The sequence below is a fragment of the Pantoea sp. USMM079 genome, assembly GCF_037153115.1.
Taxonomy (GTDB): Bacteria; Pseudomonadota; Gammaproteobacteria; order Enterobacterales; family Enterobacteriaceae; genus Pantoea; species Pantoea communis.
Map to the genome: position 1 here is coordinate 546292 of NZ_JBBCKX010000001.1, position 24291 is coordinate 570582.

Genomic DNA, 24291 nt, shown 5'->3' on the forward strand with positions numbered 1-24291 from the left:
TACATCAGCACAAAAGCTATAGGGAAAACCGACCCACACCTGAGCTGTCGTTGAAAAACCTTTCGACCAGTTAAACGATGATGTGGGGATTTCTCCGCTAGCAGCAAAGCCACGATGTACTCCAAAATAATCACCGGGGGCTTTTCATCTTACGTGGCTAAGGTTCCCTCCATTGGCTAATCTTCATCCCGCGCCTGAATGCCGTGCTTTTTCATCATGGCGCGCAATTGATGGTAGGTAACGCGCAGTAACTCGGCGGCGCGGCGTTGGTTGTATTTTGCCTGCTGTAAGCTGGCTTCGACCAGGTCGCGCTCCTGCTGGTTTTGCCACTGGCGCAGATCGAGTGGCAGGGCGGGTAAGCCGCTGGTGTTGGGTTCGGAATGAGTTTCAGGCGTGGCGTTGCGCGGGGCGAACGGGTTGATGATGATGTTATCCAGCTCTTCTTCTGCGCTGTGATGGCGATACACCGAGCGTTCCACCACATTCTTCAATTCACGTACATTACCGGGCCAACTGTGGGTGAGTAGCGTGAGCTGAGCGCGCTCGCTGAAGCCTGGAAACAGCGGCAGGCCGAGCTCGCGGCACATCTGGATAGCAAAGTGTTCGGCCATCACCAGGATATCGCTGCGGCGTTCGCGCAACGGCGGCAGTTGCACCACATCAAAAGCGAGGCGATCGAGCAGGTCGGCGCGGAATTTTCCTGCCGCAGCCAGCGCGGGTAAATCCTCATTGGTGGCGCACACCAGCCGCACATTGACCTGCAAGGACTGATTGCCGCCAACACGCTCTAACTGGCCGTATTCGATGACACGTAGCAGCTTTTCCTGCACCAGCATCGGTGCGGTCGCCAGCTCATCGAGGAATAAGGTGCCGGCATCAGCGCGTTCAAAGCGACCAAGATGACGTTTTTGCGCCCCGGTAAACGCCCCGGCTTCGTGGCCGAACAATTCGGAATCCAGCAGGTTTTCATTCAACGCTGCACAGTTCAGCGACACAAAAGGCCCTTGCCAGCGATCGGAGAGATAGTGCAAGCGGCTGGCAATCAACTCTTTACCGGTTCCGCGTTCGCCAATGACCAGCACCGGTTTTTCCAGCGGCGCGAGACGGGAAACCTGCTCCAGCACCTCCAGAAAGTTATTCGATTCGCCCAACAGGTTATCGTTACCATTTGCCATGATGAATTTCGCTACTGGTTAATCAATTTCACTACATTAATGGATGCCCGCGCGAATGTAAAATATGCAAACCTCTTAAAATCAATGAATTAAAAGTTGGCACGGCATTTGTATTAAGAAACCGTGCACCGCACAACCACATGACAATCAGAGGAACATCATTATGGGTATTTTTTCTCGTTTCGCCGACATCGTGAACGCTAACATCAATTCCCTGCTGGAACGCGCCGAAGATCCGCAGAAACTGGTACGCCTGATGATTCAGGAAATGGAAGACACGCTGGTGGAAGTTCGCTCCACCTCAGCGCGCGCGCTGGCAGAAAAGAAACAGCTGCTGCGCCGTATCGAGCAGGCCGAAATTCAGCAGGCTGAATGGCAGGAAAAAGCTGAGCTGGCCATCAGCAAAGAAAAAGAAGACTTAGCGCGTGCTGCGCTGATTGAAAAACAGAAACTAACCGATCTGATTGCAGCACTCAAACAAGAAGCCATTCAGGTTGAAGAAACACTGGATCGCATGAAAGGCGAGATCGGTGAGCTGGAGAAAAAACTCAGCGAAACCCGTGCACGCCAGCAGGCCCTGACGCTGCGTCATCAGGCGGCATCTTCTTCCCGCGATGTGCGCCGTCAGCTGGACAGCGGTAAGCTGGATGAAGCCATGGCGCGCTTCGAGTCCTTCGAACGTCGTATCGACCACATGGAAGCGGAAGCGGAGAGTCAGCGTTTTGGTAAGCCAAAAGGTCTCGACCAGGAGTTTGCCGAGCTGAAAGCTGACGACGAAATCAGCCAGCAACTGGCCGCGCTGAAAGCCAAAATGAACCGCAGCGAGTAAGGGACGTGGGGCTCGACGCTGAGCCCCTCGACCAGAGTGTTAATGATTAAGGAGAGTCAATGAGCGCACTTTTTCTCGCCATACCCCTGACGATCTTCGTGCTCTTTGTGGCGCCGATCTGGTTATGGCTGCACTACAGCAACAAACGCAACGGTGGCGCGGAACTGTCATCAGGCGATATGCAGCGTCTGCAACAGCTGACGCAAGACGCGCGCCGCATGCGTGAACGTGTGGAAGCACTCGAAGCCATTCTGGATGCGGAGCATCCAAACTGGAGGCAACCATGATGAATGGCCGCAAATTGTGGCGCATCCCGCAGCAAGGCAAAGTGCGCGGCGTCTGTGCCGGTCTGGCGGAGTATCTGGATATTCCGGTGCGCCTGTTACGTGTGATTGTGGTGCTGTCGCTGTTTTTCGGGTTGTTCATGTTTACCGTGGTGGCGTACTTCATCCTGGGCTTTGTGCTGGATGAAAAGCCCGCAGATGCACCCGACCAGCATACGCCAACTGCACGTGATTTACTGGATGAGCTGGAAACATCGTTGAAAAGTGATGAGCGTAACGTGCGAGATATCGAACGCTACGTCACCTCCGAGACCTTCAGTGTGCGCAGCCGCTTCCGTCAAATCTGATTTTTTCCGCCGGGCCCACTGCGGGTCCGCTTCACCGCATATTCTTAAGGAGTGGAGATGTACAATTCTCGTATGACTGCTCTGCGCCGCCGCGCAACACCTGCGTTGAAGTCGGCGGGGAAATTCATCATCATCAGTGCAGTAACCTATGGGCCCGGCGGGTTAGCTGGCTGGGCAGTGAAATCGGTGGCGCGTCGCCCGTTGCGCCTGCTTCTGGCGGCCGCCCTGGAACCGTTGCTGAGTAAGGCATTCAAACGCCTGTCAGCACGTTTCGTCAGGGAGATGGATGAAAAGACTGCAAAATGAACTGGCGGCGTTGATGAATCGCGGTGTTGACCGCCACTTACGCCTTGCCGTAACGGGGCTGAGCCGCAGCGGCAAAACCGCCTTTATCACCTCGCTGGTGAACCAACTTCTCAATGTACACAGCGGCGCCCGTTTGCCGCTGTTTTCCGTTGTGCGTGAAGAGCGCCTGCTGGGCGTCAAACGTGTGCCGCAGCGTGAGCTGGGGACGCCGCGTTTTACCTATGACGAAGGGCTGGCGCAACTCTATGGTACGCCTCCCGTCTGGCCAACGCCGACACGCGGTGTCAGTGAAATGCGTCTGGCGCTGCGCTATCGGCCAGAGCAATCGCTGCTGCGCCACTTCAAAGATACCGCCACGCTCTATCTGGAAATCGTCGATTACCCTGGTGAATGGCTGCTCGATCTGCCGATGCTGGCGCAGGATTATCTCAGCTGGTCGCGACAGATGATGGGGTTGCTGCAGGGCGATCGTCAGCAGTGGGCGGCACACTGGCACAGCTTGTCACAGGATCTCGATCCTTTTGCCGCAGCGGATGAAAATCGTCTGGCGGAGATTGCCGCGGCCTGGACGGATTATCTGCATCAGTGCAAAACCGAGGGGTTGCACTTTATTCAGCCAGGCCGCTTTGTGCTGCCGGGCGATATGGCAGGTGCCCCGGCACTGCAGTTCTTCCCCTGGCCACAGGTGGATGAGATTCACGCCAGCAAGCTGTTGCAGGCTCCCGCAGGCAGTAACTTTGCCGTGCTGCAACAACGCTTTAACTACTACTGCCAGCATGTGGTGAAGGGTTTCTACAAAAATTATTTTCTGCGATTTGACCGCCAGATCGTGCTGGTGGATTGTCTGCAACCGTTAAACAGCGGGCCGCAGGCGTTCAATGATATGCGGCTGGCACTGACGCAGTTGATGCAAAGCTTCCATTACGGGCAGCGCACGTTGTTCCGTCGTCTGTTTTCCCCGGTGATTGACAAACTCTTGTTTGCCGCCACCAAAGCCGACCATATCACGGCCGATCAGCACGCCAATATGGTGTCGCTGTTACAACAGCTGGTTCAGGATGCCTGGCAAAACGCGGCGTTTGAAGGGATCAGCATGGATTGTCTTGGACTGGCGTCGGTGCAGGCTACCGAAAGCGGGATGGTGGATCATCGTGGTGAGAATATGCCAGCACTGCGCGGCCATCGTCTTAATGATGGTGAAGCGCTGACCTTTTATCCCGGCGAAGTGCCGCCACGTTTGCCCGGGCATCAGTTCTGGCAGCAGCAAGGATTTCAGTTTGAACAGTTCCGGCCGCAGCAGTTGGATGTCGATCGGCCGCTGCCGCACATTCGCATGGATGCCGCGCTGGAATTTTTACTTGGAGATAAATTGCGATGAGCGACGAAACCCCATTAAAACCGCGCATTGATTTTGCACGACCGCTTGAAGCGGAGGCGCAGCAACCACTACGTGCGGCGCAAACTTTTAGTGAGGAAAGCGAGAGCGCGTTTCTTGCCACTCAAGAGTCAGAGCCGCTGGCAGAGGGCGAAGGTGAAAAAGTGGTTGAGGCCGCGCTACGCCCCAAACGCAGTCTCTGGCGCAAGCTGGTGGGTGCGGGTCTGGGGATTTTCGGCATCAGTGTGGTCGCGCAGGGCGCTCAGTGGATGCACGATGCCTGGATCACGCGTGATTGGTTTTCACTCGGCACCGGCGTGGCTGGAAGCCTGATTGTGATTGCCGGAGCCGGGGCATTAATTGGCGAGTGGCGTCGTCTTTATCGACTGCGCCAGCGAGCCGAAGAGCGGGATATCGGGCGGGAATTACTGCACAGCCACGGTATCGGTAAAGGCCGTGCATTTTGCGAAAATCTGGCCCAGCAGGCGCAGCTCGATCAGGCGCATCCGGCTTTGCAGCGCTGGCACGCGGCGCTGCATGAAACCCATAACGATCGTGAAATTGTGATGCTTTACGCGCAACTGGTGCAACCGGTGCTGGATCGTCAGGCGCATCGTGAGATCAGCCGCCACGCTGCAGAATCGACACTGATGATTGCGGTGAGCCCACTGGCGCTGGTGGACATGGCGTTTATTGCCTGGCGTAACCTGAGGCTGGTCAACCGTATTGCGGCTATTTATGGCATTGAGTTGGGCTATTTCAGCCGCATCCGCCTGTTTCGCCTGGTATTGCTGAATATGGCCTTTGCCGGTGCCTCAGAGCTGGTGCGTGAGGTGGGGATGGATTGGATGTCGCAGGATATCGCGGCCCGCCTTTCGGCACGCGCTGCACAGGGTATCGGTGCCGGTTTGCTGACCGCGAGATTAGGCATCAAAGCCATGGAATTATGCCGTCCGCTGCCCTGGCTGGAAGATGATAAGCCGCGTCTTGGGGATTTCCGTCGGGAATTACTGGTTCAGCTGAAAGAATCCCTGTCTAAGAGTGGGGATAAACCAGGGCAGGCTGCTAAATAACATCTCTTTGTTCACCTTTCACGCTGCTAACTGGGTGAAAGGTGAAACTATCTTTGTTAAATGTGATATTTGGCGGGATTATTGTGGGTCATTCCGCTACACTTCTTCACGTCACCTGCCTTAAACTGTCAACTTTTCATGACAGGCCTCTTCTGAGGCGCTGCAAGTTAGCGTATTATCTCTAAAATCAAAACCTGACTAAGGCTCATCGCAATGCGTTTGGAAGTTTTCTGCCAGGACCGCATCGGTCTGGCGCGCGAGCTACTCGACCTGCTGGTTGCGCGCAACATCGACCTGCGCGGTATTGAAATTGCGCCACTCGGTCGCATCTATCTCAACTTTTCTGCCCTTGAATTCGAACCCTTCAGCACTCTGATGGCGGAAATCCGTCGTACACCTGGCGTAACAGATGTGCGCACCGTTAGCTACATGCCCTCTGAGCGTGAACATCGCGCGTTAAGCGCATTACTCATTGCTATGCCGGAACCGGTGTTCTCTATCGATCTTAAATGCAAGGTGGAACTCGCCAATCCGGCAGCGCAAAACCTGTTCAATCTCGATGAGCAGAAGCTGCGTAACCAAAACGCCGCAACCCTGATTACCGGTTTTAACTTCCAGCGCTGGATCGAGAATGAGCGTGTGGAAGCTCAGGCACATCATGTTGTTATTCAGGGCCGTGATTTCCTGATGGAAGCCCGACCAATTTATCTGGCGGAAGAAGAGGGGCAGAGCGATCAGCCCGTCGGCGCAATGATCACGCTGAAATCCACCGCCCGTATGGGACGTCAGCTGCAAAATCTCACCGTGACGGATGAGTCGGAATTTGACCACATCGTGGCGGTGACGCCAAAAATGCGTCAGGTGATCGATCAGGCTCGTAAACTGGCGATGCACGACGCGCCACTGCTGATTGTCGGCGATACTGGCACCGGCAAAGATATGCTGGCACGCGCCTGCCATCTGCGCAGCGCACGCGGTAAAAAACCTTTTCTGGCGCTTAACTGTGCGTCTCTGCCGGATGATGTGGCCGAGAGTGAGCTGTTTGGTCACGCGGCGGGCGCTTATCCGAACGCGCTGGAAGGCAAGAAAGGTTTCTTTGAACAGGCCAATGGCGGCTCGGTGCTGCTGGATGAGATTGGTGAGATGTCACCGCGCATGCAGACAAAACTGCTGCGCTTCCTCAACGATGGCACTTTCCGTCGCGTGGGTGAAGAACATGAAGTGCATGTGGATGTGCGCGTCATTTGTGCCACGCAGAAGAACCTGATCGAGCTGGTGCAACGGGGTGAGTTCCGTGAAGACCTGTTTTACCGCCTTAATGTACTGACGCTCAATTTGCCGCCTTTACGTGAGCGCCCGCTGGACATCCTGCCGCTAACAGAGATGTTTGTGGCGCGCTTTGCCGATGAGCAGGGGCTGCCGCGTCCGCGTTTGTCACCGCAGTTGGCACCGTTACTGACACGCTATAACTGGCCGGGTAATGTGCGGCAGTTGAAAAATGCGCTGTATCGCGCATTGACGCAGCTGGAAGGCTACGAGTTACGTCCTCAGGACATCATTCTGCCTGAGCAGGCGTTAGATGTGACGCTGGGCGAAGAAGCGATGGAAGGTTCGCTGGATGAGATCACCAGCCGTTTCGAACGTTCGGTGCTGACGCGGCTCTACTTGTCTTACCCAAGCACGCGCAAACTGGCAAAACGTCTGGGTGTGTCGCATACCGCGATTGCCAATAAACTGCGTGAATATGGGTTGGGGCAGAAGCGCAGCGAGAGCGAGTAATTTTACAGCGCTTATCTTACTGCCATAAAAAAGGGCGCACTTTGTGAAGTGTGCCCTTATCACATCATCTTAATACTTACTTCAGTGCAGCCAGTGCCGCATCATAGTTTGGCTCTTCGGTGATTTCGTTCACCAATTCGCTGTAAATCACTTTGTCGTTTTCATCCAGTACCACTACTGCACGGGCAGTCAGGCCTTTCAGTGGGCCATCAGCAATCGCCACACCGTAATCTTCTTTGAACTCAGCACCGCGCAGCGCAGACAGGGTCACCACGTTGCTCACGTTTTCTGCACCGCAGAAACGAGACTGGGCAAACGGCAGATCGGCAGAGATGCACAGCACCACAGTGTTGCTGGATTCGCCAGAACGCTCGTTGAACTTGCGCACTGATGCCGCGCACACGCCGGTATCAATACTTGGGAAAATGTTCAGAACTTTGCGTTTACCTGCATACTGAGAAAGGGAGACGTCACTCAGGTCCTTTGCGACCAGAGAGAAAGCTTTTGCCTGTTCGCCAGCCTGCGGGAAGTGACCTGCAACCGGGACCGGATTGCCCTGAAAGTGAACATTCTGAGACATACGATTTCCTTTTAGCGATGAAAAAGTCTGGCATTAAGCCTGCCAGAGCAGATATAGCGTTTGTTTATGACATAATTTTGAAGGGTTTACGAGCGCATTTCGTCGCGATAGCAGAAGCACATCGCAATTAAGCCACGGATTTAAGGAGAATTAATGAGAACAGTGAAGAGTTATCCAGAGGCCTGGCCGTTGCATTCGCCGTTTGTTATTTCACGCGGCAGCAGGACGGAAGCGCATGTTGTGGTGGTCGAGATCGAACAGGATGGTCTGAAAGGCGTGGGAGAAGCCACGCCTTACGCACGCTATGGCGAAAGTGAGGACTCGGTGCTGCAACAAATTGCCGCGCAGTTGCCTGCAATACAGAACGGCATGACGCGGGCGGAACTGCAACAGGCATTATCGGCGGGTGCCGCGCGTAATGCGCTCGATTGCGCCCTGTGGGATTTAGAAAGGCAGCAGCAGGGTAAAAGCTTGCAGGCGCTGTGCGGTGTTGAGTTGGCTGATGAAATTTTTACGGCGCATACGGTGAGTATTGATACACCGGAAGCGATGGCCAGCAGCGCGTTAGCGTTGTGGCAACATGGTGCGCGTCTACTGAAGATAAAACTCGATCATCATTTGATCAGTGAACGTCTGGTGGCGATTCGCAGTGCCGTACCGGAAGCGACGTTAATTGTGGATGCCAATGAGTCCTGGCAGGCAGAAGGGCTGGCGGCGCGCTGTCAGCTACTGGCAGATTTAAACATTGCGATGCTCGAACAACCGCTTCCGGCAGCCGAAGATGCCGCATTGGCGAACTTTGTCCACCCACTTCCTATCTGTGCGGATGAGAGTTGTCACACCCGGGAGAATCTGGCGCAGTTGAAAGGGCGCTATGAGATGGTGAATATCAAGCTGGATAAAACCGGTGGATTGACGGAAGCCCTGGCGCTGGCAAAAGAGGCGCGTCAGCAAGGGTTTGCAGTGATGCTCGGCTGTATGCTGTGTACTTCAAGGGCAATCCGCGCGGCGTTACCGCTGACACCGATTGCAAAATTCGCCGATCTTGACGGCCCAACCTGGCTGGCTGCCGATGTTGAGCCGTCGCTGCATTTTTCACACGGCGTGCTTAAGCCTGCGGCTGCCAGCGCAGCAGGTTAATCATCGCATCAAGGTACACTTCAGTCGCTTCATCCACTGAAATGGGCGGCATCTCGGCGGTTATGCACAACAAGCCGAGATCGTCGCACCAGCTGCCAAATGATCCCGGCGTGGCATAGCCCACGCTGCTCACCACCGGTAATTGCGTTTGTTCTGCCAGCCACTGCGCAAGGTGACTGTGGTGGGGATCGTCAATGCAGGCCAGAGGCTCATGCCAGGACACCACCCAGCGCGGCTTGATTTGATGGATCAACTGACAGAGTGCGCGCGTTTCCGGCTCGGAAGCGGGGTTGCTGCCCGTTGACAGCACCACATCACGCTCATCAGCTGCACTGTTCCAGCGATATACCGTGTCGCCATTTTGCCAGTTGGCGGCCGGGAAATTGCGGTTGAGATCGACACCGTTTGCATTGGCACGCAGGCCCAATTGGCATCCATCCGGATTCACCGCCAGCACCACATGATGGCGGCGCAGTGGCTCCGGCAGCGTGCGCATCGCACCGGATAAGGTCGCGACGGCGGCATTTTCATCACCGTGCGTGCCGGCAATGATCAACCCACTGTCGGCATCGGCCGCCGGGGCCGGGAACCACAGCAGCGGTGCGCCGAGCACTGATTGCCCATATTGTTGCCAGACCGCGTCGAGTTTGCCGCGCAGCGGGCGGGGATGATGTGACGACATGACATTCCTCTCTGAAATCGTGCAATGAGCGCCTGGATAGCAAGGCGCTTCAGGATTAAAAAATGTGACCGACAATTCAGCCTCAACATAACGGTAAACAGCAGACAGGGAAATAGCTATATATCAATCAGCAATTTGCGATAGAGTCACCAAAGACGCTGGCGACGCAGACCTCTTCGCAGTCGCCATTTTTTTGGGTAAAGGAGTGGTGATGAAATTAACTTTCCGCAAGACGCTGGCCGCCGTAATGATTGCTGGTGTTTTCTCACCGGTGTTTGCTGCTAATGTGCCAACGGGCGCACAGTTAGCGCCAACACAGGAAATTGTTCGCCATATTAAAGACGAACCCGCTTCGCTGGATCCGATGAAAGCCGTGGGTCTGCCAGAAATTCAGGTGATGCGCGATCTGTTCGAAGGGCTGACCAATCAGGATGCGCACGGCAAAATCGTGCCGGGCGTGGCAGAAAGCTGGCACAGCAACGACAACAAAACCTGGATCTTCACGCTGCGTAAAGATGCGCGCTGGTCTAACGGCGAACCGGTCACAGCACAGGATTTCGTTTATAGCTGGCAGCGCCTGGTGGAGCTGAAAAACAGTTCTCCCTTTGCGTGGTTTGCCGCGCTGAGCGGTATCGAAAACGCGGATGCCATCACCAAAGGGCAAATGAGTGCCGATAAGTTGGGTGTCACAGCCACCGATGCCAATCATCTCAAGGTGACCTTGTCACGCCCGGTGCCGTGGTTCCCGAGCATGGTAGCCAATGCCGCGATGTATCCGGTATCGCAGAAGGTGATTGAGCAAAATCCTGATAGCTGGACGTCGCCTGGTAAACTGGTGGGCAACGGCGCCTATCAATTGCAGGATCGCGTGGTGAACGAAAAAATTGTGTTGGTGCGCAATCAACACTACTGGGACAACAGCCATTCCGTACTCACCAAAGTGACCTTTATCCCCATCAATGAAGAGTCCAGTGCCACCAAACGTTACCGCGCGGGCGATATCGATATCACCGAATCCTTCCCGAAAAATATGTATGCGCTGCTGAAAAAAGAGTTGCCGGGACAGGTGTATACGCCGGATCAGTTGGGCACCTATTACTACGCTTTTAACACCGAAAAGGGACCGACCGCCGATGTGCGCGTGCGTAAAGCGCTGTCATGGAGTATCGATCGCCGCATTATCGCCGAGAAAGTGTTGGGTACCGGGGAGAAACCGGCCTGGCACTTCACACCTGACGTCACGGCAGGATTTACACCGCAGCAAAGTTATCTGCAACAGCACAGCCAGCAGGAATTGAATGCACAGGCTAAAGCGCTGCTGACGTCGGCGGGCTACGGTCCCGGGAAGCCGCTGCATTTGACGCTGCTGTATAACACCTCGGAAAGCCATCAGAAGATTGCCATCGCCGTGGCGTCGATGTGGAAAAAGAACCTTGGAGTGGACGTTACGCTGCAAAACCAGGAGTGGAAAACCTACATCGACAGCCGCAACAGCGGTAACTTTGACGTGATTCGTGCGTCATGGGTCGGGGATTACAATGAACCTTCCACTTTCCTGAGTTTGCTGACCTCAACACACACCGGCAATATCGCCCGTTTCCACAGCGCGGATTATGATGCGGTGCTGACCAAAGCCAGCATGGAAACCAGCGTGGCTGCCCGCAATACCGACTACAACAAAGCGGAGCAGATCATTGCCGATCAGGCACCGATCGCCCCGATCTACCAATATACCAACGGGCGACTGATCAAACCGTGGGTCAAAGGTTATCCGATCACCAATCCCGAAGATGTCGCCTACAGCCGCGAACTGTGGATCGAAAAGCACTGATATAACGACGCTAACCAGCAGAGTGGTGTAATTGTGTGCGTCTCCATAACCGGAGCAACGGATTAAGGAGACGCATCCAATGACGATGTTGCCGCTCTCGCTTTCTGCGGATGCTCACCTTTATCTTGTCATCTTTGCTCACAGCCTGATGATTGCAACTCGTCTGCGCCACGCTAGACTGTATCGTATTGATTTTGAAAGTGAGGCGAGTCAGTGAACGTCATTGAAGGAAAAGCGTTAAAAGTTTCGGATGCCATTATCTCCTGCCAGCTCGACGGCAAAGGCGGGGTTATCCCGATTGAAGATAAAGATGTCATCAACTGTGAGCGTCCGTGCTGGCTGCATCTGAACTACACCCAACGGCAAAGTGCCGAGTGGCTGCAAAATACCCCGCTGATCCCCGATTCCGTGCGTGATGCGTTAGCGGGCGACAGCATGCGCCCACGCGTCACGCGCCTGGGCGACGGTTTTATGATTGTGCTGCGCAGTGTCAATCACAACGCCGATTCACGACCGGATCAACTCGTCGCCATGCGCGTGTTTATCAACGATAAAGTGATCGTCTCCACGCGTCGCCGCAAAGTGTATGCCATTGACGAAGTGCTGGCTGATTTGCAAAACGGTAACGGCCCGGTGGATGGCGGTAGCTGGCTGGTGGATGTTTGCGATGCGCTCACCGATCACGCCAGCGAATTTATCGAAGAGATGCACGACAAAATTATCGAGCTGGAAGATGCGTTGATGGATCAGCAGGTTCCGGCACGCGGCGAGTTAGCGCTGCTGCGTAAGCAACTGATCGTGATGCGTCGTTATATGGCGCCACAGCGTGATGTTTATGCCCGCCTGGCAAGTGAAAAACTGCCGTGGATGAATGATGACGACCGTCGTCGTATGCAGGACGTGGCCGATCGTTTGGGACGTGGACTGGATGACCTCAATGCAGGCGTAGCGCGTACCGGGATTTTGGCCGATGAAGTCGCGTCTTTACTGGCAGAGTCGATGAACCGCCGCACCTATACCATGTCGCTGATGGCGATGATTTTCCTGCCTGCGACATTCCTGACAGGATTGTTTGGCGTCAACCTTGGCGGTATTCCGGGTGGTAGTTGGCCACTGGGCTTCACCGCGTTCTGCGTACTACTGCTGGTGATGGTGGTGGGCGTGGCGATATGGCTCAAACGACGCAACTGGTTGTAATGTAAGGCTCAGGTTATAAGCGTTAACCCGCTGTTAAATAAGGTGCTGTAAGCAAAAAAGCGGGAAAAACCTGATCGATATCAATAAGTGGATCGCCTAACAGGGGCAAACTCTCTCTCGCAGGTGAATGCAACGTCAAGCGATGGGCGTTGCGCTCCATATTGTCTTACTTCCTTTTTTAGAATTACTGCATAGCACATTTGATTCGTACAACGCCGGCTAATCCGCCGGCTTTTTTTTGCCCGCTTGGCTTGGCTGTGTTTCCTTTCCTATGCTTAAAGAACATTCAGCGATAAGGAGCAGGGCATGCAAGAACTCATTGCCAGCGATCCCATTCCAACCGATCCGCCACCGATTCCAGAACCGATTCCCCATCCGCAGCCAATTCCGGAACCTGATCCTCCCTACGATCCGGAGTTTCCACCGATCATCGATCCGCCACCTCACCGGTAATAAAAAAGGCGCAGAGCCGAAGCGCTGCGCCTTAATTAGAATCGTCTGCGAATTACTTAATTTCTAACACATCCAGTCGCACGCTCATTTCCGGTGCGTCTTCTTCGTCCGGCTGCCAGCCCGCAGGTTTCACCGGCAATGTTTCGCGATCAAAGCCAATATCGCCGCCGTCGACCACTTCATCGCCGTGCTGAATGCCTTTAAAGTCGAACAAATTAATATCCGCCATGTGCGATGGCACGATGTTCTGCATCGCGCTGAACATGGTTTCGATACGGCCCGGATAGCGTTTATCCCAGTCACGCAGCATATCCGCGACGACCTGACGCTGCAGGTTCGGCTGTGAACCGCACAGATTGCAGGGAATGATCGGATACTGGCGCGCTTCAGCGAAGCGGATGATGTCTTTTTCGCGGCAATAGGCCAGCGGACGAATGACAATATGTTTGCCATCGTCACTCATCAGCTTTGGTGGCATACCTTTCATTTTGCCGCCGTAGAACATGTTCAGGAACAGGGTCTGCAGGATATCGTCGCGATGATGGCCCAGCGCAATCTTGGTACAGCCTAATTCGGTAGCGGTGCGGTAAAGGATCCCGCGACGCAGACGCGAACAAAGCGAACAGGTGGTCTTGCCTTCCGGAATCTTCTCTTTAACGATCGAGTAAGTATCTTCGTCAACGATTTTGTACTCGACACCCTGTTCTTCCAGATACGCGGGCAGAATATGCGCCGGGAATCCTGGCTGTTTTTGGTCGAGGTTGACCGCCACCAGTGAGAAGTTCACCGGCGCGCTCTTCTGCAAACTGCGCAAAATTTCCAGCATGGTGTAGCTGTCTTTACCGCCAGACAGGCAGACCATGATGCGATCGCCTTCTTCAATCATGTTGAAATCAGCAATGGCCTCGCCCACGTTACGACGCAGACGCTTCTGAAGCTTGTTCAGATTATACTGCTCTTTTTTTGTTACTTCTTGATTATCTTGCATTATTCACTGTCTCAGAAACCAAAAGGGGCATACAGGGGGCAACTGTCTTCAGATCGCCAGTTTGCTGTTAAGCATATCAACCTGCTCGCCATTCATCTCTTCAATCCATGTCGCGTAGATTTCATACACCATTTGCGCGTTCTCATGCCCCATCTGATTCGCTATGAATGACGGGTTAGCGCCAGCCGACAAAAGCCAGCAGGCAAAAGTATGTCGCGTATGGTACGGATTACGGCGGCGAATTCCAGCACGTTTTACAGCGGCATTCCAACGCGCACCAATGCTTGTTAGTGAATAACCCGGTTTTTGCTTCCCGTTCTTTACCCGCGGAATGAATATGAACCGCACTTTCTGCTTTTCCGTCTTACCATATTCGCGATGGTGGATCACTATTGGGGTTTTAGGTTGTGGCTCAGTAAGGAGGCGCTGCGCGTTCAGCGCGTCGATGGCGGGTTGCAGAAGCTTGATCACACGGATGCCAGCGCGCGTTTTTGGTGGACCATACAGCCCCATGGAAGTCAGGTTACGGCGTACGTGAACTGTCCCGTTCTTAAAGTCCACATCCTCCCACGCCAGGGCAGCCAGTTCACCGTGCCGAATTCCAGAGAAAATGGCGAATTTCCACATATTTTGGCTCTGTCCGGTTTCGCTTTGCATGAGCTGATCAAATTCAGCCCGTGATAGGGGGTCGGGTTTGGTTCTGGATTTCTGAAGTTTTCTGACGCCCTCAAAAGGCTTTTTCGTTATATAACCTGACAGATAGGCAAAGCGAAGCAATGAGTTGAACAGAGAAATATAATTATCAACCGTCCTGACGGAGCGTCCGGTTCTGTTGGTTCGTTTATTATGGTTGTAGAGGGTAGAACCATTAAGGAGCTGAAGGCGGTAATTCAGTATATCACTGTGTCTGATGGTCGAGATGGGCGTATCAGCGTTGACGATGTGCAGTATCGTTTTCAGCTGCGATTTCGTTTTACGCATGGTATTAGCCGTCAGTTCCGTTTCTTTGATTTTTATCCATGCTTCGCACAGCTGGCCCATCGTGTTAATTGACAGCGTAGTGACGACTTTGCGCGCCCGGCGCGAGGAAGGGAAGCGTTTGTGATAGTCGAATTCACCCAGGTTAATTTCACTGACAATAACGGCGCGAAGACTCCCGGCTTTTTTGATATTGGCTGGCGTATGCGTCCAGCCCTTCAGCGGCTCCCGGCATCTTTGGCCCCGGTACATAAACCAGATGCAGATACTTTTCCCTCTGATTTCCACGCCGGTAGGTAAAGCTGCCATTATCATGAATCCTGAATAAATTTGTTAATCCGCGGATAGTTGTACCAGGTTGTCCCGCGCTTACTCGCCGTATTTCCTTTCGGTGAGACGCGTTTAAAATGGACGCCTTCTATCCAGCACTCCTGACGATAATTTTCGATTTGACGGCTTCCGAGCCCGGTGCGTTCAGTGAGTTTTTTTTCCACAACCCACTCTTCATTAAATACGATCTGAGTCATACGGAATCTCAATAGGGCATTGATATGGCAGATGCCACCAGGTTAACTTTTAAGCGGAAAGTAAATGGGGAAGGGGACAAAAAAGACAGTCACTTTCCTGAACTAAGGCATATATAAGCCGCTTAGTCAGGGGATTTATGATGGGTAATTAAACAGACTATCAAAATGTTGAATGAATGGATTTCAACCCTGCGCTAATGCCTGAGTTCGCACCACGCCTCCCAGCAGTTTTCCGGGTTAATATCACGATAGCCACGGCTCTGTGCCATAGAGGCTGCAACATCATTATCCACCGCGATAGCCGTCGCATTATCCCGAATGGTCAGAACCTCTTCCTCTGTCAAAGAGGTTCCTTTCTCTTTTTCCTTACTCAGCAGCAAGGCGATAAGCGGCGGCACGAAAACGATACTCATTTGTCAGTCTCCTTCAGGTAAACAGGGTCAGTACCGCGGGGAAACTGCAGGGCGACACTCCTGTAAAACTGCAGGCGCTCTCTGAAATAATCACGCAGTTCCTCGGGTTGCTGCATTTCAGCTTCCTGCGGTATGACTGCCATGTGCATACGTTCTTTGAAAGCCACGCCTGAAGCGGCTAAATCCACGTTGATGCGATCGCGTTCTTCTCTGCTGCGTGTGGCCAGGTTATGAGACATGGTGTTGTCCTCCTTATTTGAGTATACCGCCTATCCTTAAGGCTGGAGGTGACTATGTGTGGACGATTTGCGCAGTACAGCAGCAGAGATGAGTATTTTGAATCACTGGGGCTGACGCCAGAGGAAATTCTTTATGACCCGGAACCCATTGGGCGATTCAACGTGGCCCCGGGCACGAAGGTGCTGCTGCTCAACCAACGCGATGAGGAACTGCATCTGGATCCGGTTTACTGGGGCTACGGCCCTGAATGGTGGGATAAACAACCGCTCATTAATGCGCGCGGAGAAACCGCTGCAACGGGGCGCATGTTTAAACCACTCTGGAACCATGGCCGTGCCATCGTCCCGGCTGACGCCTGGTATGAATGGAAACGGGACGGGGAAAAGAAACAGCCCTACCTGATTTATCACAAAAAGAATGAACCGCTGTTCTTTGCCGCCATCGGTAAAGCGCCTTACGATATAGATCATGGCCACGAGGGTTTTGTCATTGTCACGGCGGCCAGTAATAAAGGAATGGTGGATATTCACGATCGGCGGCCGCTGGTACTTTCTGCAGATGCAGTACTTGAATGGCTCAGTGAAGAAACGACACCGGCACGCGCGCAGGAAATTGCGCACGACGCCACTGTGCCTGAAAAGGCGTTTACCTGGCATCCTGTGAGCGCAAAGGTGGGCAATATTCATAATCAGGGTGCTAACCTTATCGAGGAAATCAAAACTGAATAAGCAGGGAGGCTGAATGCCAAACCGGAATGCAGAAATCAGCATCGGTGCCGATCACATAGTTATCGAGAGGCGGTATCGTGCACTGGGTGCCCTAAATGATTTGCTCATCGCAATATGGTTTCTGATAGGCAGCATTTTCTTTTTTTACGATAAGCTGATGACGGATGGAACGGGATTGTTTGTAGCAGGCAGCCTGCAGCTTCTGCTGAGACCCGCAATAACGTTATGTGAACTCATACATGTGACACGTGCGCGCAAACGAAGCGTCAAATAATGGGGGCGGTATTGATGCCACTCGTAGATATTGACGCTTTTTGTGAGTTGTACTAAAAATATTATCGCCTGACAGGTCATGTTTAACCGTCCAATCATTCATCTCGCTTGTCAGGCCGTAGCCCCGTCCTCTGGATGGGGCTATTGTTTAGAAGAGGGACTACCCGCCAATCGAAATGCCCGGTGCTACCCCGATTTAGAATGTAGCATTGATACCGACATTCCATGTAATCGGATGAAAATCAGCTTTGGTCGCGACCGTAGATACTCCTGCAAAAGCATTGATATTTTTGCCTAAAGGAATATTTAATCCCATTGCTACATCTACCCAATCCTTGTTGCCAGTTTTAAAAGTTCGAATAAACGATGTCTTCGTTGATTTCAGTCCAGCCCTAACGCCTGTTTCTTTGTCTCCAAATTGATGCGAATAAGTAACCTGTGCCCAAGGATTTACCGAGAATTGCTTGCTTTCGAGACGCCAGCCAATTGAACCGATTTGTGAACGGTAAGTTTGATCTGAAAAGTGCATTGATGTGCTGCGATTATCAATCTCGCCGTAACCTTTCACATAGGTTTTATCCAGAGAATAGCCGACAACTGGACCCGTTTTTACACGCTCACTAAGCGGAAAGTTCCAGCCAGTCTGAAGCCGTATGCCCAGTTGATTTCCCTTGGTATTTCCCTGTTCGGTCCGAAGCGCACGGCCAATTTGAATTTTGCGCTGGATATGGTCGTAATCGATGGAGCTGTAGTGGAAGTCGGCATTTAACCACCCATCCTGCAAGAATAAGAACTGACCATAAACACCTGACAAGCTGCCATGGAATTTGTAACCGTAATCGGACGATAGCCCCATTCGCTGGTTGCTCGTAGAAAAGATCACTCCACTTTGTAAGCTGTCAGTGAGCTGATACCCGATGCCCACTGTAGCGTTGGCTGTCGTCGACTTTCCGTTTGGCCATACGTTGGAATTAGTTTTAAGCCGTCCTCCTGCATAACCGCCAAACAAGGAGAGCTTACCTGCATCAGCGGGTTGAGAACGTTGTTGCTGGAGATGACCGTTTAAGGTGCTATGCATATCGGTGTTCATCAGTTCTGCTGATGTAGAAAGGGAAGCGGCCTGGGCAGGTGCCAAAAGTACAGATTGAAAATAATCTGCCATCATACGATGCACTGTGGAGCTGGGGTGCAATCGGTCTGAAAAGAGGTAATTACGTTCTTTTCCGCCCCCCGTATCTGATGGGTGGCATTTATCCGCAGAATGACCAAGGGGACATGCAGTGCCAATGGTATTACTCAGCCCGTATTGATTTGGGCTGGCGATCACTTCGTTAAACAAGCCGGCTATATCCATCCTTGCGATATTTCCGTTCAGTTTTTCAAGCTGGGACTCTTGCTGCTGATTGTAGCGATCGGTTAATCCGTTCACCTGCGAACTGAGTTTTTTCCAGTCATCAAATAGCTGCTGAGTGATAGCCTCCTGCTTTTCAGGGATATCGGACATTTTCCCCGCAGCGGCATGAAAGGCCTCGTGTAAGGTTTTCTGGCGAGATGCCTCATCAGAGGTCGTCGAATTATTCAATACCTGAAATGCTGCGGCCATGGATGGCGCATCGAGATGACTTAGCAAAATCTGCACAATATACGGTGTCATGCCAAGTTGAGGAACATTGGGTACAACAATTAAACCTGCACCAGCGTTTAACAGCGTTTTTACCTGTGACACGGATGAATCAGCGCTGTTCTTGATCATGTCGGGGGCCTGGAATGAATTCTTTAACGCTGCCGCAATATCATTCGCTCCGACCCAGTGAACATACAAGCCGTTGCTATCGGCATGTCCTCCTCTTGATTGCAAATAAGAGGTCAGTTGGTTCTCTGTATTCAGGGCTGGATTGACTTTTTGTGATGCTGTCGCACCTGCCTGGGCATAGTTAAGCCCTCCCTTATTTGAAGGTCGTAAATTATCACCTAAGCGTTGCGCAATAATTTCATCGTAAAGTGAATTCTGCCCGGCGTTGTTAGTGAAGCGTCCGATGTTACCCCCGTCGCTGAGACTGTCGCCAAAGACAGTTACGTTATCCCACGCACACACATTGGACGTTTTAATGGCAAGAATAAATGCTATCGAAGTCGCGATTGTTAATTGTGTTTTGTTAATTTTCACTTTGATTCCTATGATTATGAAAGGGGTGATTTTAATGATTGCCTGGGGTTGCTAAATATGGGGTTTAACTAATGGCGCGGATTGATAATGCCGTGGAATTATCTTCATGATGTTAGGGCTGGCCTTTTTTTAATAATCCTAAAAAATGGGCGTAAATGACCAAAGGAATCACTCTTTAGGATTTATATGGCAGGCGTTATTCCTCAATGAATTATCAAGGTATGAGATTCTTTTCGTCACCAGCCAATCGAAATGCCCGCTGCAACCCCCATCGTATTACGGGTGTCATAACTGAGGGACGTTCTGGCACTCGCACGGTCGCCAATTTTAAAGTTGGAACCAAATGCCATTGCGCTCTGGCCGCCATAGGAGCCGCCACCCAGACCTATGCTTACCACTTTACCTTCTACACGGGGTATGGAGGCCATAGCCATAGCCGAGCTGATCCCCGCCATAGCCTTATGATGGTTTTTATCAATTTTATTATCCATTTTTTGAAATCTGTTATTCGTACTTCTTGTTAATGAATCCAAATCATCATAAAACCCGTCCAGTCTTGCCGAGTTGTTGAATATACCCTGTTCATTCTTATCAATACGCTGGCTGTTGTTATCTATTCTATTAGCATTTTTCTTGATGTCATTGCGGTTACTGGTGATTTTCTCTTGATTGGAGTTAATATTCCTCGCATTATTCTCGGCTCGATTAGTGTTTTGATGGATTTCATTTGCGTTAGTTTCAATTTTGTTTTTGTTTTCGCCTATACCCTTTTTGTTTTCCTGGATACCTTCCTGGTTTGACCGAATGTCTTTTAGATTTTTTTGTATGTCTTTCTGATTGTTCTCCGATGTTTTCTTAACATTTTGTACGTCCGCCTTGATAAGCTTAATGTTTTTTTCATTTGCCGCAATTCTGGCTTTAAGGTGACCGTTGACTGCCTGTACTGAATGAGTTGACATGGCTGAAAGCATAATAAATAAAGATAATCTTAATTTCACTAGGTGGTCCTTTTGAGTTTATGAAATGGAGACGTGCGAACTGGTAGCGTTGAGCGGCTCGCTTAATGTTTACGTTCTTCCTCTATTTAGGAACCTCTTTGATTCCAACTTAATTCTTAATGGAGCGCATTGATAGTTTTAGTGTTGGAATATTGTTTACGGCCACTACATCCGCTTTCAACACGGTATATAAAGGGAGAATGTAGGACTTGTCGCCACCGCATTCATAAAGCAGTTCCAGCGCACGTTCCCGGGTCAGGCAGGGGATATCGCCCTGATTGAGCGTTGACTTAACCAGCCAGGCCGCAGGAGCAGATACGAGGGAAAGCTTTGCTAAAATATAAACAAGTTGTTCCAGAGATTCAGTTTCAGTGGACTTTAATTTCTTATCGATGTGCCTAATAAGTATATCATTCATCTTTCACTCCTGATTATAGTTTCAGTGATTAAGGGGTGTTATTTTTTTTTATAATAGTGGTGCCGTGTGTAATTAAATCCCTGGTGAGGATTTGTGTAAAAATATTATCTGACCCAGAGAAGTTAACATCGTTAATGTGCGCCGTGAAGTCAGGAAACTGAATATTCTCTTGTGGTCGGACAAAGGGGTAAATATCCCGAGAGAGCGACCGTGTTATTAAGATTCTTTTTGAGACCATCCATTACGAATAGCTGTCTCACAAAAAGAATGACGATGTTCAGCCCATTCAGCGTTGCATTGTTTCTCAGCCAGGCTCATGGCACGAAACCATAACCCGGACGCCTGCTGATATTGGCCAAACCATTCCGCCCGGGCTGCGGCTTCTGCGATGTAGTAATACCGCTTGTTCCTCAGAGTGACTCTGACTTTATTGAAGGTCTTCATTTCATGTCCTTTAAATGCGCACGGTCTCAGGACTGTTCATTTGCAGCCGCGGCCGCCTCTTCCAGTTCTGCTTTTCGAATGAGGTAGACCTCCGTCGCCTTATCCAGCAGTTCCGGATACTTTTTAAGGACTTTGGCGGCATACTCGTAACACTTTTTCAGCTCTGCAACCGTAGGCTTATTCATGGCCGCCTCACTGAAATCAGCCAGTAGCGCTTCGGGGGTGCGCGTATGTTTTGCGATAGCAATGGATGAGGGGGCTTCGGTGTTGGGCTTGGCTTCTTCTTTCGCGCTGCTGACCTCTGACGTAGGCGCTGCCGCCTGAATGTGGGCCGCATTGTCCTCTGTGTCTCCGCTACCCAGTGCCGGTGTGCTCAACGGCAGCTGTTGCGATTTTGCCTCCCTTACTGACTGATTAATGATCGCGTTTAAATCCGCCACGTCGGTGGGCGTGACATCACGTTCAGGCGGGCGCACCTCGTCCAGTTCGTCAGGCGTGTAAACGCCAAGGATGACATCCGGGCAGTGCAGGCGTGCCCATCGCTTGACTGCCAGATACGCCAGCTGCTGTTTTGGATCGCTTGCCCACAACGTTGAATTACGCACCTGTGCCTGTGAGAGGAGCAGTTCCAGAATTCGCGGTTCGCTTTCACCTTTCATGGTGGCCCAGACGCGGACACCACAACCCGCCTCATCCGCCAGTTGCCATGCGGGTGCGATGTATTTGTTGCCTTTGGGGGATGTCTTCTCAGCGAAATTGCCGATGATTTTTTCCCAGTTGCCAAACCATTCGTAATGCAGGCGATCGCGCGTCGGCGCCATGGTGGTGACGACCGCATTCACGAGCTGCGCTTCATAGCCCAGGATCCCGTTGATGGCGAAGGTTTTTTGTGCCACCGCAAATGGGTTCATGCCCCACTGAGTGGCCTGCATGGTCACGGCCAGACAGTCGGCCGGTTTACCGGAAAGGTGCGATGGAACGGTCACACGACCACTTGCCATGACCTCTGCGAAGCGCAGCAGTTTGTCCAGGGCGTCCGGGCTAAAAATGGTTGCCGCCGTTCCGGTTGAGGCATGGGGTGGCTCAGGCAGATGGGTTAATTCAGTAGTCATATTGTGGGTCCTTTCTTCTTGCCCATTCGGGGCGGTTGATTTCTTCAATGCCACCCCAGTCCTCATTGAGGCGGCATTTGTGGAAGGTCATGAGGTTCTGTCGGAAAATAGAGTGACCGACTTCAACGTCGTAAGGGTTGAGTCGGAAGATGCGTACCGGATAACGCCCGCAGTCAATGCTCTCGCTTACTGCAATGAATACGAACAAGGGACGCTCACCGAAGTGCTGGTAAAAACCCTCCTGGTACATGGCGTTCTGGACGTGATAACGAAATTCTTCGATATGGCGATCGAATCGGTGCATATCACAGACTTTTTTCACGTCCACTATCGTCGCCGCACGGGTGAGAAACTTGTCAGGCCGAATGCGGCACAGCTCATCGGTCTCTTCATCTGTCCAGTAAATGGATGATTCACAATGCCCCTCTGATTCGAGTAAATAGCGGGAGGCATGGTGGGCAAGCACGCTATCTCGCATGAGCTTCAGTTTTCGCCCTTGCTCCGCGTCCATGACGGTTTTACCTGAGCCACTGACTTCGTCGAGAAAGGCCTGTTCGTCCGCTTTTCCCTGGTTCGTCCGACGGTTAAAGACGGGTGCCGTGATAAAACGACGTTCAAACTCTTCCGGCTCAAGCAGCATGCAATGCAGTGCGCTGCCCATATCCTGCGCCCGGGTTTTCTCCTCATCGACGGGGGCATACTTGCGCCACATGTAGACCGATGGGTCGAGAGCAATATCGTCCAGCTGGGATTTACTCACGCCGGGACCAGAGTGATACGCCTCGTTACTGATGTCATGATAGATGCCCGGTTTCATAAGACAGGTTCCTCCCAGCCCAGCAGGATCTGCAGGTCGTAGTTGTCAGCCGCTTGCTGGTGGGCAAGGTGCCAGATAAAATCGCGATAATGCTCGTCCGCGTCACGATGACCGCAGCATTTCATCACGTCCTGAGGTTGTCGGCCGTGTCGGAAATCGGCGAGTTGGTCGGGAAACTGACACATCAGGCGCTCGGTTTCGTCATCGATCCACTGCTCCTTTTCAATTGCCGCCTGTTCTTCAGCGTCAAGTGCCTGTTTACGTCTCTCGAGATGAACATACGGAGTCATGACTTCGTCTCCCCGAAAATAGCGCCAATCAACTGTTCGACAAGCAGCTGCAGCAGAGGTAAAGGGCGACGTTGAGTAAAACTGGCACTGCTGAGGGTGTTGCCTGGACTGAACTCAATATCACGGATGGGGTGAAAAGGCCGCGCGCGCGCGGCATCGCCCCTGATGTTTTGATTCATCATGGGTAAGGCTCCAGGGGGGGATTAAGGCTGTTTAAACATCACGGGTGATCGGGAAAGCGTCAGTGTCTTGTGGGATCCTTCCGGATAAGGGTGACTTCAACGATCACCACGTGGTTTTTCTCTTCTGGCTCAGGTTTGGGAAGACGAGCGCCTTCCAGCCGTGCATCTCGCAGGTCCGTGCCCCGCAGAACGGACGTCGTCAAATCTGCATTTTGCAGATTGGCCGCTATCAGTCTGGCGTGGCTCAGATTGGTATGCAGGCATTTAGCACCGCTGAGATTTGCAAACGCGAGAACGGCTCCCTGAAGCAGGACCTGATTCAGCGTCGCGCCCTGCAGCTGGACTCCAATCATCACGGCCAGACGCAGGTCGGCATCATTGAGCGTGGCACCACGCAGATCCGCCATACTTAAATCAGCCCGTTGACCGTACTGGCCATGAGAGCTGAGCCAGCGCTGGTGTTGTTCTAAAATGTTGTCAAGTTGAGAGGGACTCATGGGTGTTCTCCTTGAGGGATAGGTGTATAAAAATGAAAAGGCCCGCGGTGATTAACCAGCAGGCCTTTTCCAGGGTAGAAATATGTCCTTCGTATTGGGTAGCGTTCGCAAGTCGATACGCTGACATGACTACAGGGTGGGGGTGACGGTGGCGGCCTTGTTAGCGTG

At 52.2% G+C, this 24291-nt stretch carries 31 protein-coding genes; 14 read left to right on the forward strand and 17 right to left on the reverse strand.

Annotation, left to right across the window (positions count from 1 at the left end):
• Positions 1-176: 176 nt before the first annotated feature.
• Positions 177-1175 carry a phage shock protein operon transcriptional activator gene (gene pspF, locus WFP70_RS02545; protein WP_337022472.1) on the reverse strand — a complete coding sequence of 333 codons (999 nt, stop codon included), beginning with the start codon at positions 1173-1175 and terminating at the stop codon, positions 177-179.
• A gap of 163 nt (positions 1176-1338) precedes the next feature.
• Between pspF and pspA the strand changes: the two genes are divergently transcribed.
• The 7 genes from pspA (at position 1339) to tyrR (ending at position 7168) form a co-directional block, all read left to right on the forward strand.
• Entirely contained in the window at positions 1339-2004 is a 666-nt protein-coding gene (gene pspA, locus WFP70_RS02550) for a phage shock protein PspA (RefSeq protein WP_034821385.1), read from the forward strand.
• A gap of 59 nt (positions 2005-2063) precedes the next feature.
• Positions 2064-2291 carry an envelope stress response membrane protein PspB gene (pspB, locus tag WFP70_RS02555; protein WP_034821383.1) on the forward strand — a complete coding sequence of 76 codons (228 nt, stop codon included), beginning with the start codon at positions 2064-2066 and terminating at the stop codon, positions 2289-2291.
• Positions 2288-2635, forward strand: a complete 348-nt coding sequence (gene pspC / locus WFP70_RS02560) for an envelope stress response membrane protein PspC (protein ID WP_034821381.1) — start codon at positions 2288-2290, stop codon at positions 2633-2635. Before pspB ends, pspC begins: the two co-directional genes overlap by 4 nt.
• A 57-nt stretch (positions 2636-2692) precedes the next feature.
• Positions 2693-2941 carry a phage shock protein PspD gene (gene pspD / locus WFP70_RS02565; RefSeq protein ID WP_034821379.1) on the forward strand — a complete coding sequence of 83 codons (249 nt, stop codon included), beginning with the start codon at positions 2693-2695 and terminating at the stop codon, positions 2939-2941.
• The gene (locus WFP70_RS02570) at positions 2922-4319 is read left to right on the forward strand and encodes a YcjX family protein (RefSeq protein ID WP_337022473.1); all 1398 of its coding nucleotides are present in this window, start codon (positions 2922-2924) and stop codon (positions 4317-4319) included. Before pspD ends, WFP70_RS02570 begins: the two co-directional genes overlap by 20 nt.
• Positions 4316-5389: a YcjF family protein gene (locus tag WFP70_RS02575; protein WP_337022474.1), complete on the forward strand. Its 1074-nt coding sequence runs from the start codon at positions 4316-4318 to the stop codon at positions 5387-5389. The genes WFP70_RS02570 and WFP70_RS02575 overlap by 4 nt, the downstream gene beginning before the upstream one ends.
• Positions 5390-5602: 213 nt before the next feature.
• On the forward strand, positions 5603-7168 hold the full coding sequence (gene tyrR / locus WFP70_RS02580) for a transcriptional regulator TyrR (RefSeq protein WP_337022475.1): 1566 nt from the start codon (positions 5603-5605) through the stop codon (positions 7166-7168).
• Positions 7169-7244: 76 nt separating this feature from the next.
• On the opposite strand, the gene tpx is transcribed toward tyrR, so the two are convergent.
• On the reverse strand, positions 7245-7748 hold the full coding sequence (gene tpx, locus WFP70_RS02585) for a thiol peroxidase (RefSeq protein WP_034821364.1): 504 nt from the start codon (positions 7746-7748) through the stop codon (positions 7245-7247).
• 153 nt (positions 7749-7901) lie between these two features.
• Between tpx and ycjG the strand changes: the two genes are divergently transcribed.
• Entirely contained in the window at positions 7902-8888 is a 987-nt protein-coding gene (ycjG, locus tag WFP70_RS02590) for an L-Ala-D/L-Glu epimerase (protein ID WP_337022476.1), read from the forward strand.
• On the opposite strand, the gene mpaA is transcribed toward ycjG, so the two are convergent.
• Positions 8857-9570: a murein tripeptide amidase MpaA gene (mpaA, locus tag WFP70_RS02595; RefSeq protein WP_337022477.1), complete on the reverse strand. Its 714-nt coding sequence runs from the start codon at positions 9568-9570 to the stop codon at positions 8857-8859. The two genes, ycjG and mpaA, sit on opposite strands and share 32 nt — an antisense overlap.
• Before the next feature lie 211 nt (positions 9571-9781).
• Between mpaA and WFP70_RS02600 the strand changes: the two genes are divergently transcribed.
• The 4 genes from WFP70_RS02600 to WFP70_RS02615 all read left to right on the forward strand — a co-directional run bounded on the left by WFP70_RS02600 (position 9782) and on the right by WFP70_RS02615 (position 13051).
• Complete coding sequence (locus WFP70_RS02600; RefSeq protein WP_337022478.1) at positions 9782-11401, forward strand: peptide ABC transporter substrate-binding protein; 1620 nt, start codon at positions 9782-9784, stop codon at positions 11399-11401.
• 79 nt (positions 11402-11480) lie between these two features.
• A complete protein-coding gene (locus WFP70_RS02605) occupies positions 11481-11618 on the forward strand; it encodes a hypothetical protein (RefSeq protein ID WP_166935008.1) in 138 nt (45 codons plus the stop codon).
• Entirely contained in the window at positions 11615-12598 is a 984-nt protein-coding gene (gene zntB / locus WFP70_RS02610; RefSeq protein WP_034821343.1) for a zinc transporter ZntB, read from the forward strand. The genes WFP70_RS02605 and zntB overlap by 4 nt, the downstream gene beginning before the upstream one ends.
• 306 nt (positions 12599-12904) lie before the next feature.
• Entirely contained in the window at positions 12905-13051 is a 147-nt protein-coding gene (locus tag WFP70_RS02615; RefSeq protein WP_167347098.1) for a hypothetical protein, read from the forward strand.
• A 52-nt stretch (positions 13052-13103) separates the two neighbouring features.
• On the opposite strand, the gene ttcA is transcribed toward WFP70_RS02615, so the two are convergent.
• The 5 genes from ttcA to WFP70_RS02640 all read right to left on the reverse strand — a co-directional run bounded on the left by ttcA (position 13104) and on the right by WFP70_RS02640 (position 16196).
• On the reverse strand, positions 13104-14039 hold the full coding sequence (ttcA, locus tag WFP70_RS02620) for a tRNA 2-thiocytidine(32) synthetase TtcA (RefSeq protein ID WP_337022479.1): 936 nt from the start codon (positions 14037-14039) through the stop codon (positions 13104-13106).
• Between the two features lie 48 nt (positions 14040-14087).
• Entirely contained in the window at positions 14088-15326 is a 1239-nt protein-coding gene (locus WFP70_RS02625; protein WP_337022480.1) for a tyrosine-type recombinase/integrase, read from the reverse strand.
• A 2-nt stretch (positions 15327-15328) separates the two neighbouring features.
• On the reverse strand, positions 15329-15544 hold the full coding sequence (gene xisR / locus WFP70_RS02630) for an excisionase family protein (protein WP_337022481.1): 216 nt from the start codon (positions 15542-15544) through the stop codon (positions 15329-15331).
• Between the two features lie 194 nt (positions 15545-15738).
• Positions 15739-15957: a hypothetical protein gene (locus WFP70_RS02635; protein WP_337022482.1), complete on the reverse strand. Its 219-nt coding sequence runs from the start codon at positions 15955-15957 to the stop codon at positions 15739-15741.
• On the reverse strand, positions 15954-16196 hold the full coding sequence (locus WFP70_RS02640) for a DNA polymerase III subunit theta (protein ID WP_337022483.1): 243 nt from the start codon (positions 16194-16196) through the stop codon (positions 15954-15956). The genes WFP70_RS02635 and WFP70_RS02640 overlap by 4 nt, the downstream gene beginning before the upstream one ends.
• Positions 16197-16250: 54 nt before the next feature.
• Here WFP70_RS02640 and WFP70_RS02645 point away from each other — a divergent pair, with 54 nt between their 5' ends.
• Together WFP70_RS02645 and WFP70_RS02650 are read left to right on the forward strand one after the other, a co-directional pair.
• Positions 16251-16925 carry an SOS response-associated peptidase family protein gene (locus WFP70_RS02645; RefSeq protein ID WP_337022484.1) on the forward strand — a complete coding sequence of 225 codons (675 nt, stop codon included), beginning with the start codon at positions 16251-16253 and terminating at the stop codon, positions 16923-16925.
• A 13-nt stretch (positions 16926-16938) separates the two neighbouring features.
• Positions 16939-17199, forward strand: coding sequence for a YrhK family protein (locus WFP70_RS02650; RefSeq protein ID WP_337022485.1), 261 nt, complete (start codon positions 16939-16941; stop codon positions 17197-17199).
• 195 nt (positions 17200-17394) lie between these two features.
• Here WFP70_RS02650 and WFP70_RS02655 read toward each other — a convergent pair whose 3' ends face one another.
• The 9 genes from WFP70_RS02655 to WFP70_RS02695 form a co-directional block, all read right to left on the reverse strand.
• Positions 17395-19365 (reverse strand): autotransporter outer membrane beta-barrel domain-containing protein, encoded by a 1971-nt coding sequence (locus tag WFP70_RS02655; RefSeq protein WP_337022486.1) that lies wholly within the window; start codon positions 19363-19365, stop codon positions 17395-17397.
• A gap of 236 nt (positions 19366-19601) precedes the next feature.
• Complete coding sequence (locus WFP70_RS02660; RefSeq protein WP_337022487.1) at positions 19602-20363, reverse strand: YadA C-terminal domain-containing protein; 762 nt, start codon at positions 20361-20363, stop codon at positions 19602-19604.
• Positions 20364-20472: 109 nt separating this feature from the next.
• Positions 20473-20781, reverse strand: coding sequence for a hypothetical protein (locus WFP70_RS02665; RefSeq protein ID WP_337022488.1), 309 nt, complete (start codon positions 20779-20781; stop codon positions 20473-20475).
• Between the two features lie 216 nt (positions 20782-20997).
• On the reverse strand, positions 20998-21225 hold the full coding sequence (locus tag WFP70_RS02670; protein ID WP_337022489.1) for an ANR family transcriptional regulator: 228 nt from the start codon (positions 21223-21225) through the stop codon (positions 20998-21000).
• Positions 21226-21251: 26 nt separating this feature from the next.
• Positions 21252-22337 carry a RecT family recombinase gene (locus WFP70_RS02675; protein ID WP_337022490.1) on the reverse strand — a complete coding sequence of 362 codons (1086 nt, stop codon included), beginning with the start codon at positions 22335-22337 and terminating at the stop codon, positions 21252-21254.
• The gene (locus WFP70_RS02680) at positions 22327-23154 is read right to left on the reverse strand and encodes a PD-(D/E)XK nuclease-like domain-containing protein (protein WP_337022491.1); all 828 of its coding nucleotides are present in this window, start codon (positions 23152-23154) and stop codon (positions 22327-22329) included. Before WFP70_RS02680 ends, WFP70_RS02675 begins: the two co-directional genes overlap by 11 nt.
• Positions 23151-23444 (reverse strand): host nuclease inhibitor GamL, encoded by a 294-nt coding sequence (gamL, locus tag WFP70_RS02685; RefSeq protein ID WP_337022492.1) that lies wholly within the window; start codon positions 23442-23444, stop codon positions 23151-23153. The genes WFP70_RS02680 and gamL overlap by 4 nt, the downstream gene beginning before the upstream one ends.
• Positions 23441-23626, reverse strand: a complete 186-nt coding sequence (locus WFP70_RS02690) for a hypothetical protein (protein ID WP_337022493.1) — start codon at positions 23624-23626, stop codon at positions 23441-23443. Before WFP70_RS02690 ends, gamL begins: the two co-directional genes overlap by 4 nt.
• Positions 23627-23685: 59 nt before the next feature.
• Positions 23686-24123, reverse strand: coding sequence for a pentapeptide repeat-containing protein (locus tag WFP70_RS02695; protein WP_337022494.1), 438 nt, complete (start codon positions 24121-24123; stop codon positions 23686-23688).
• Positions 24124-24291: the final 168 nt, after the last annotated feature.

Bases quoted from the DNA above. Each gene is read 5' to 3' on its own strand.
- xisR (WP_337022481.1), bottom strand. From the start codon at position 15,544: ATGACTCAGATCGTATTTAATGAAGAGTGGGTTGTGGAAAAAAAACTC.
- WFP70_RS02645 (WP_337022484.1), top strand. From the start codon at position 16,251: ATGTGTGGACGATTTGCGCAGTACAGCAGCAGAGATGAGTATTTTGAA.
- WFP70_RS02600 (WP_337022478.1), top strand. From the start codon at position 9,782: ATGAAATTAACTTTCCGCAAGACGCTGGCCGCCGTAATGATTGCTGGT.
- WFP70_RS02695 (WP_337022494.1), bottom strand. From the start codon at position 24,123: ATGAGTCCCTCTCAACTTGACAACATTTTAGAACAACACCAGCGCTGG.
- WFP70_RS02625 (WP_337022480.1), bottom strand. From the start codon at position 15,326: ATGGCAGCTTTACCTACCGGCGTGGAAATCAGAGGGAAAAGTATCTGC.
- WFP70_RS02670 (WP_337022489.1), bottom strand. From the start codon at position 21,225: ATGAAGACCTTCAATAAAGTCAGAGTCACTCTGAGGAACAAGCGGTAT.
- WFP70_RS02570 (WP_337022473.1), top strand. From the start codon at position 2,922: ATGAAAAGACTGCAAAATGAACTGGCGGCGTTGATGAATCGCGGTGTT.
- WFP70_RS02640 (WP_337022483.1), bottom strand. From the start codon at position 16,196: ATGTCTCATAACCTGGCCACACGCAGCAGAGAAGAACGCGATCGCATC.
- pspF (WP_337022472.1), bottom strand. From the start codon at position 1,175: ATGGCAAATGGTAACGATAACCTGTTGGGCGAATCGAATAACTTTCTG.
- WFP70_RS02690 (WP_337022493.1), bottom strand. From the start codon at position 23,626: ATGATGAATCAAAACATCAGGGGCGATGCCGCGCGCGCGCGGCCTTTT.
- WFP70_RS02615 (WP_167347098.1), top strand. From the start codon at position 12,905: ATGCAAGAACTCATTGCCAGCGATCCCATTCCAACCGATCCGCCACCG.
- WFP70_RS02650 (WP_337022485.1), top strand. From the start codon at position 16,939: ATGCCAAACCGGAATGCAGAAATCAGCATCGGTGCCGATCACATAGTT.
- WFP70_RS02665 (WP_337022488.1), bottom strand. From the start codon at position 20,781: ATGAATGATATACTTATTAGGCACATCGATAAGAAATTAAAGTCCACT.
- mpaA (WP_337022477.1), bottom strand. From the start codon at position 9,570: ATGTCGTCACATCATCCCCGCCCGCTGCGCGGCAAACTCGACGCGGTC.
- pspC (WP_034821381.1), top strand. From the start codon at position 2,288: ATGATGAATGGCCGCAAATTGTGGCGCATCCCGCAGCAAGGCAAAGTG.
- WFP70_RS02635 (WP_337022482.1), bottom strand. From the start codon at position 15,957: ATGAGTATCGTTTTCGTGCCGCCGCTTATCGCCTTGCTGCTGAGTAAG.
- WFP70_RS02675 (WP_337022490.1), bottom strand. From the start codon at position 22,337: ATGACTACTGAATTAACCCATCTGCCTGAGCCACCCCATGCCTCAACC.
- WFP70_RS02575 (WP_337022474.1), top strand. From the start codon at position 4,316: ATGAGCGACGAAACCCCATTAAAACCGCGCATTGATTTTGCACGACCG.
- ycjG (WP_337022476.1), top strand. From the start codon at position 7,902: ATGAGAACAGTGAAGAGTTATCCAGAGGCCTGGCCGTTGCATTCGCCG.
- WFP70_RS02680 (WP_337022491.1), bottom strand. From the start codon at position 23,154: ATGAAACCGGGCATCTATCATGACATCAGTAACGAGGCGTATCACTCT.
- pspA (WP_034821385.1), top strand. From the start codon at position 1,339: ATGGGTATTTTTTCTCGTTTCGCCGACATCGTGAACGCTAACATCAAT.
- pspD (WP_034821379.1), top strand. From the start codon at position 2,693: ATGTACAATTCTCGTATGACTGCTCTGCGCCGCCGCGCAACACCTGCG.
- pspB (WP_034821383.1), top strand. From the start codon at position 2,064: ATGAGCGCACTTTTTCTCGCCATACCCCTGACGATCTTCGTGCTCTTT.
- tpx (WP_034821364.1), bottom strand. From the start codon at position 7,748: ATGTCTCAGAATGTTCACTTTCAGGGCAATCCGGTCCCGGTTGCAGGT.
- ttcA (WP_337022479.1), bottom strand. From the start codon at position 14,039: ATGCAAGATAATCAAGAAGTAACAAAAAAAGAGCAGTATAATCTGAAC.
- gamL (WP_337022492.1), bottom strand. From the start codon at position 23,444: ATGACTCCGTATGTTCATCTCGAGAGACGTAAACAGGCACTTGACGCT.
- tyrR (WP_337022475.1), top strand. From the start codon at position 5,603: ATGCGTTTGGAAGTTTTCTGCCAGGACCGCATCGGTCTGGCGCGCGAG.
- WFP70_RS02605 (WP_166935008.1), top strand. From the start codon at position 11,481: ATGACGATGTTGCCGCTCTCGCTTTCTGCGGATGCTCACCTTTATCTT.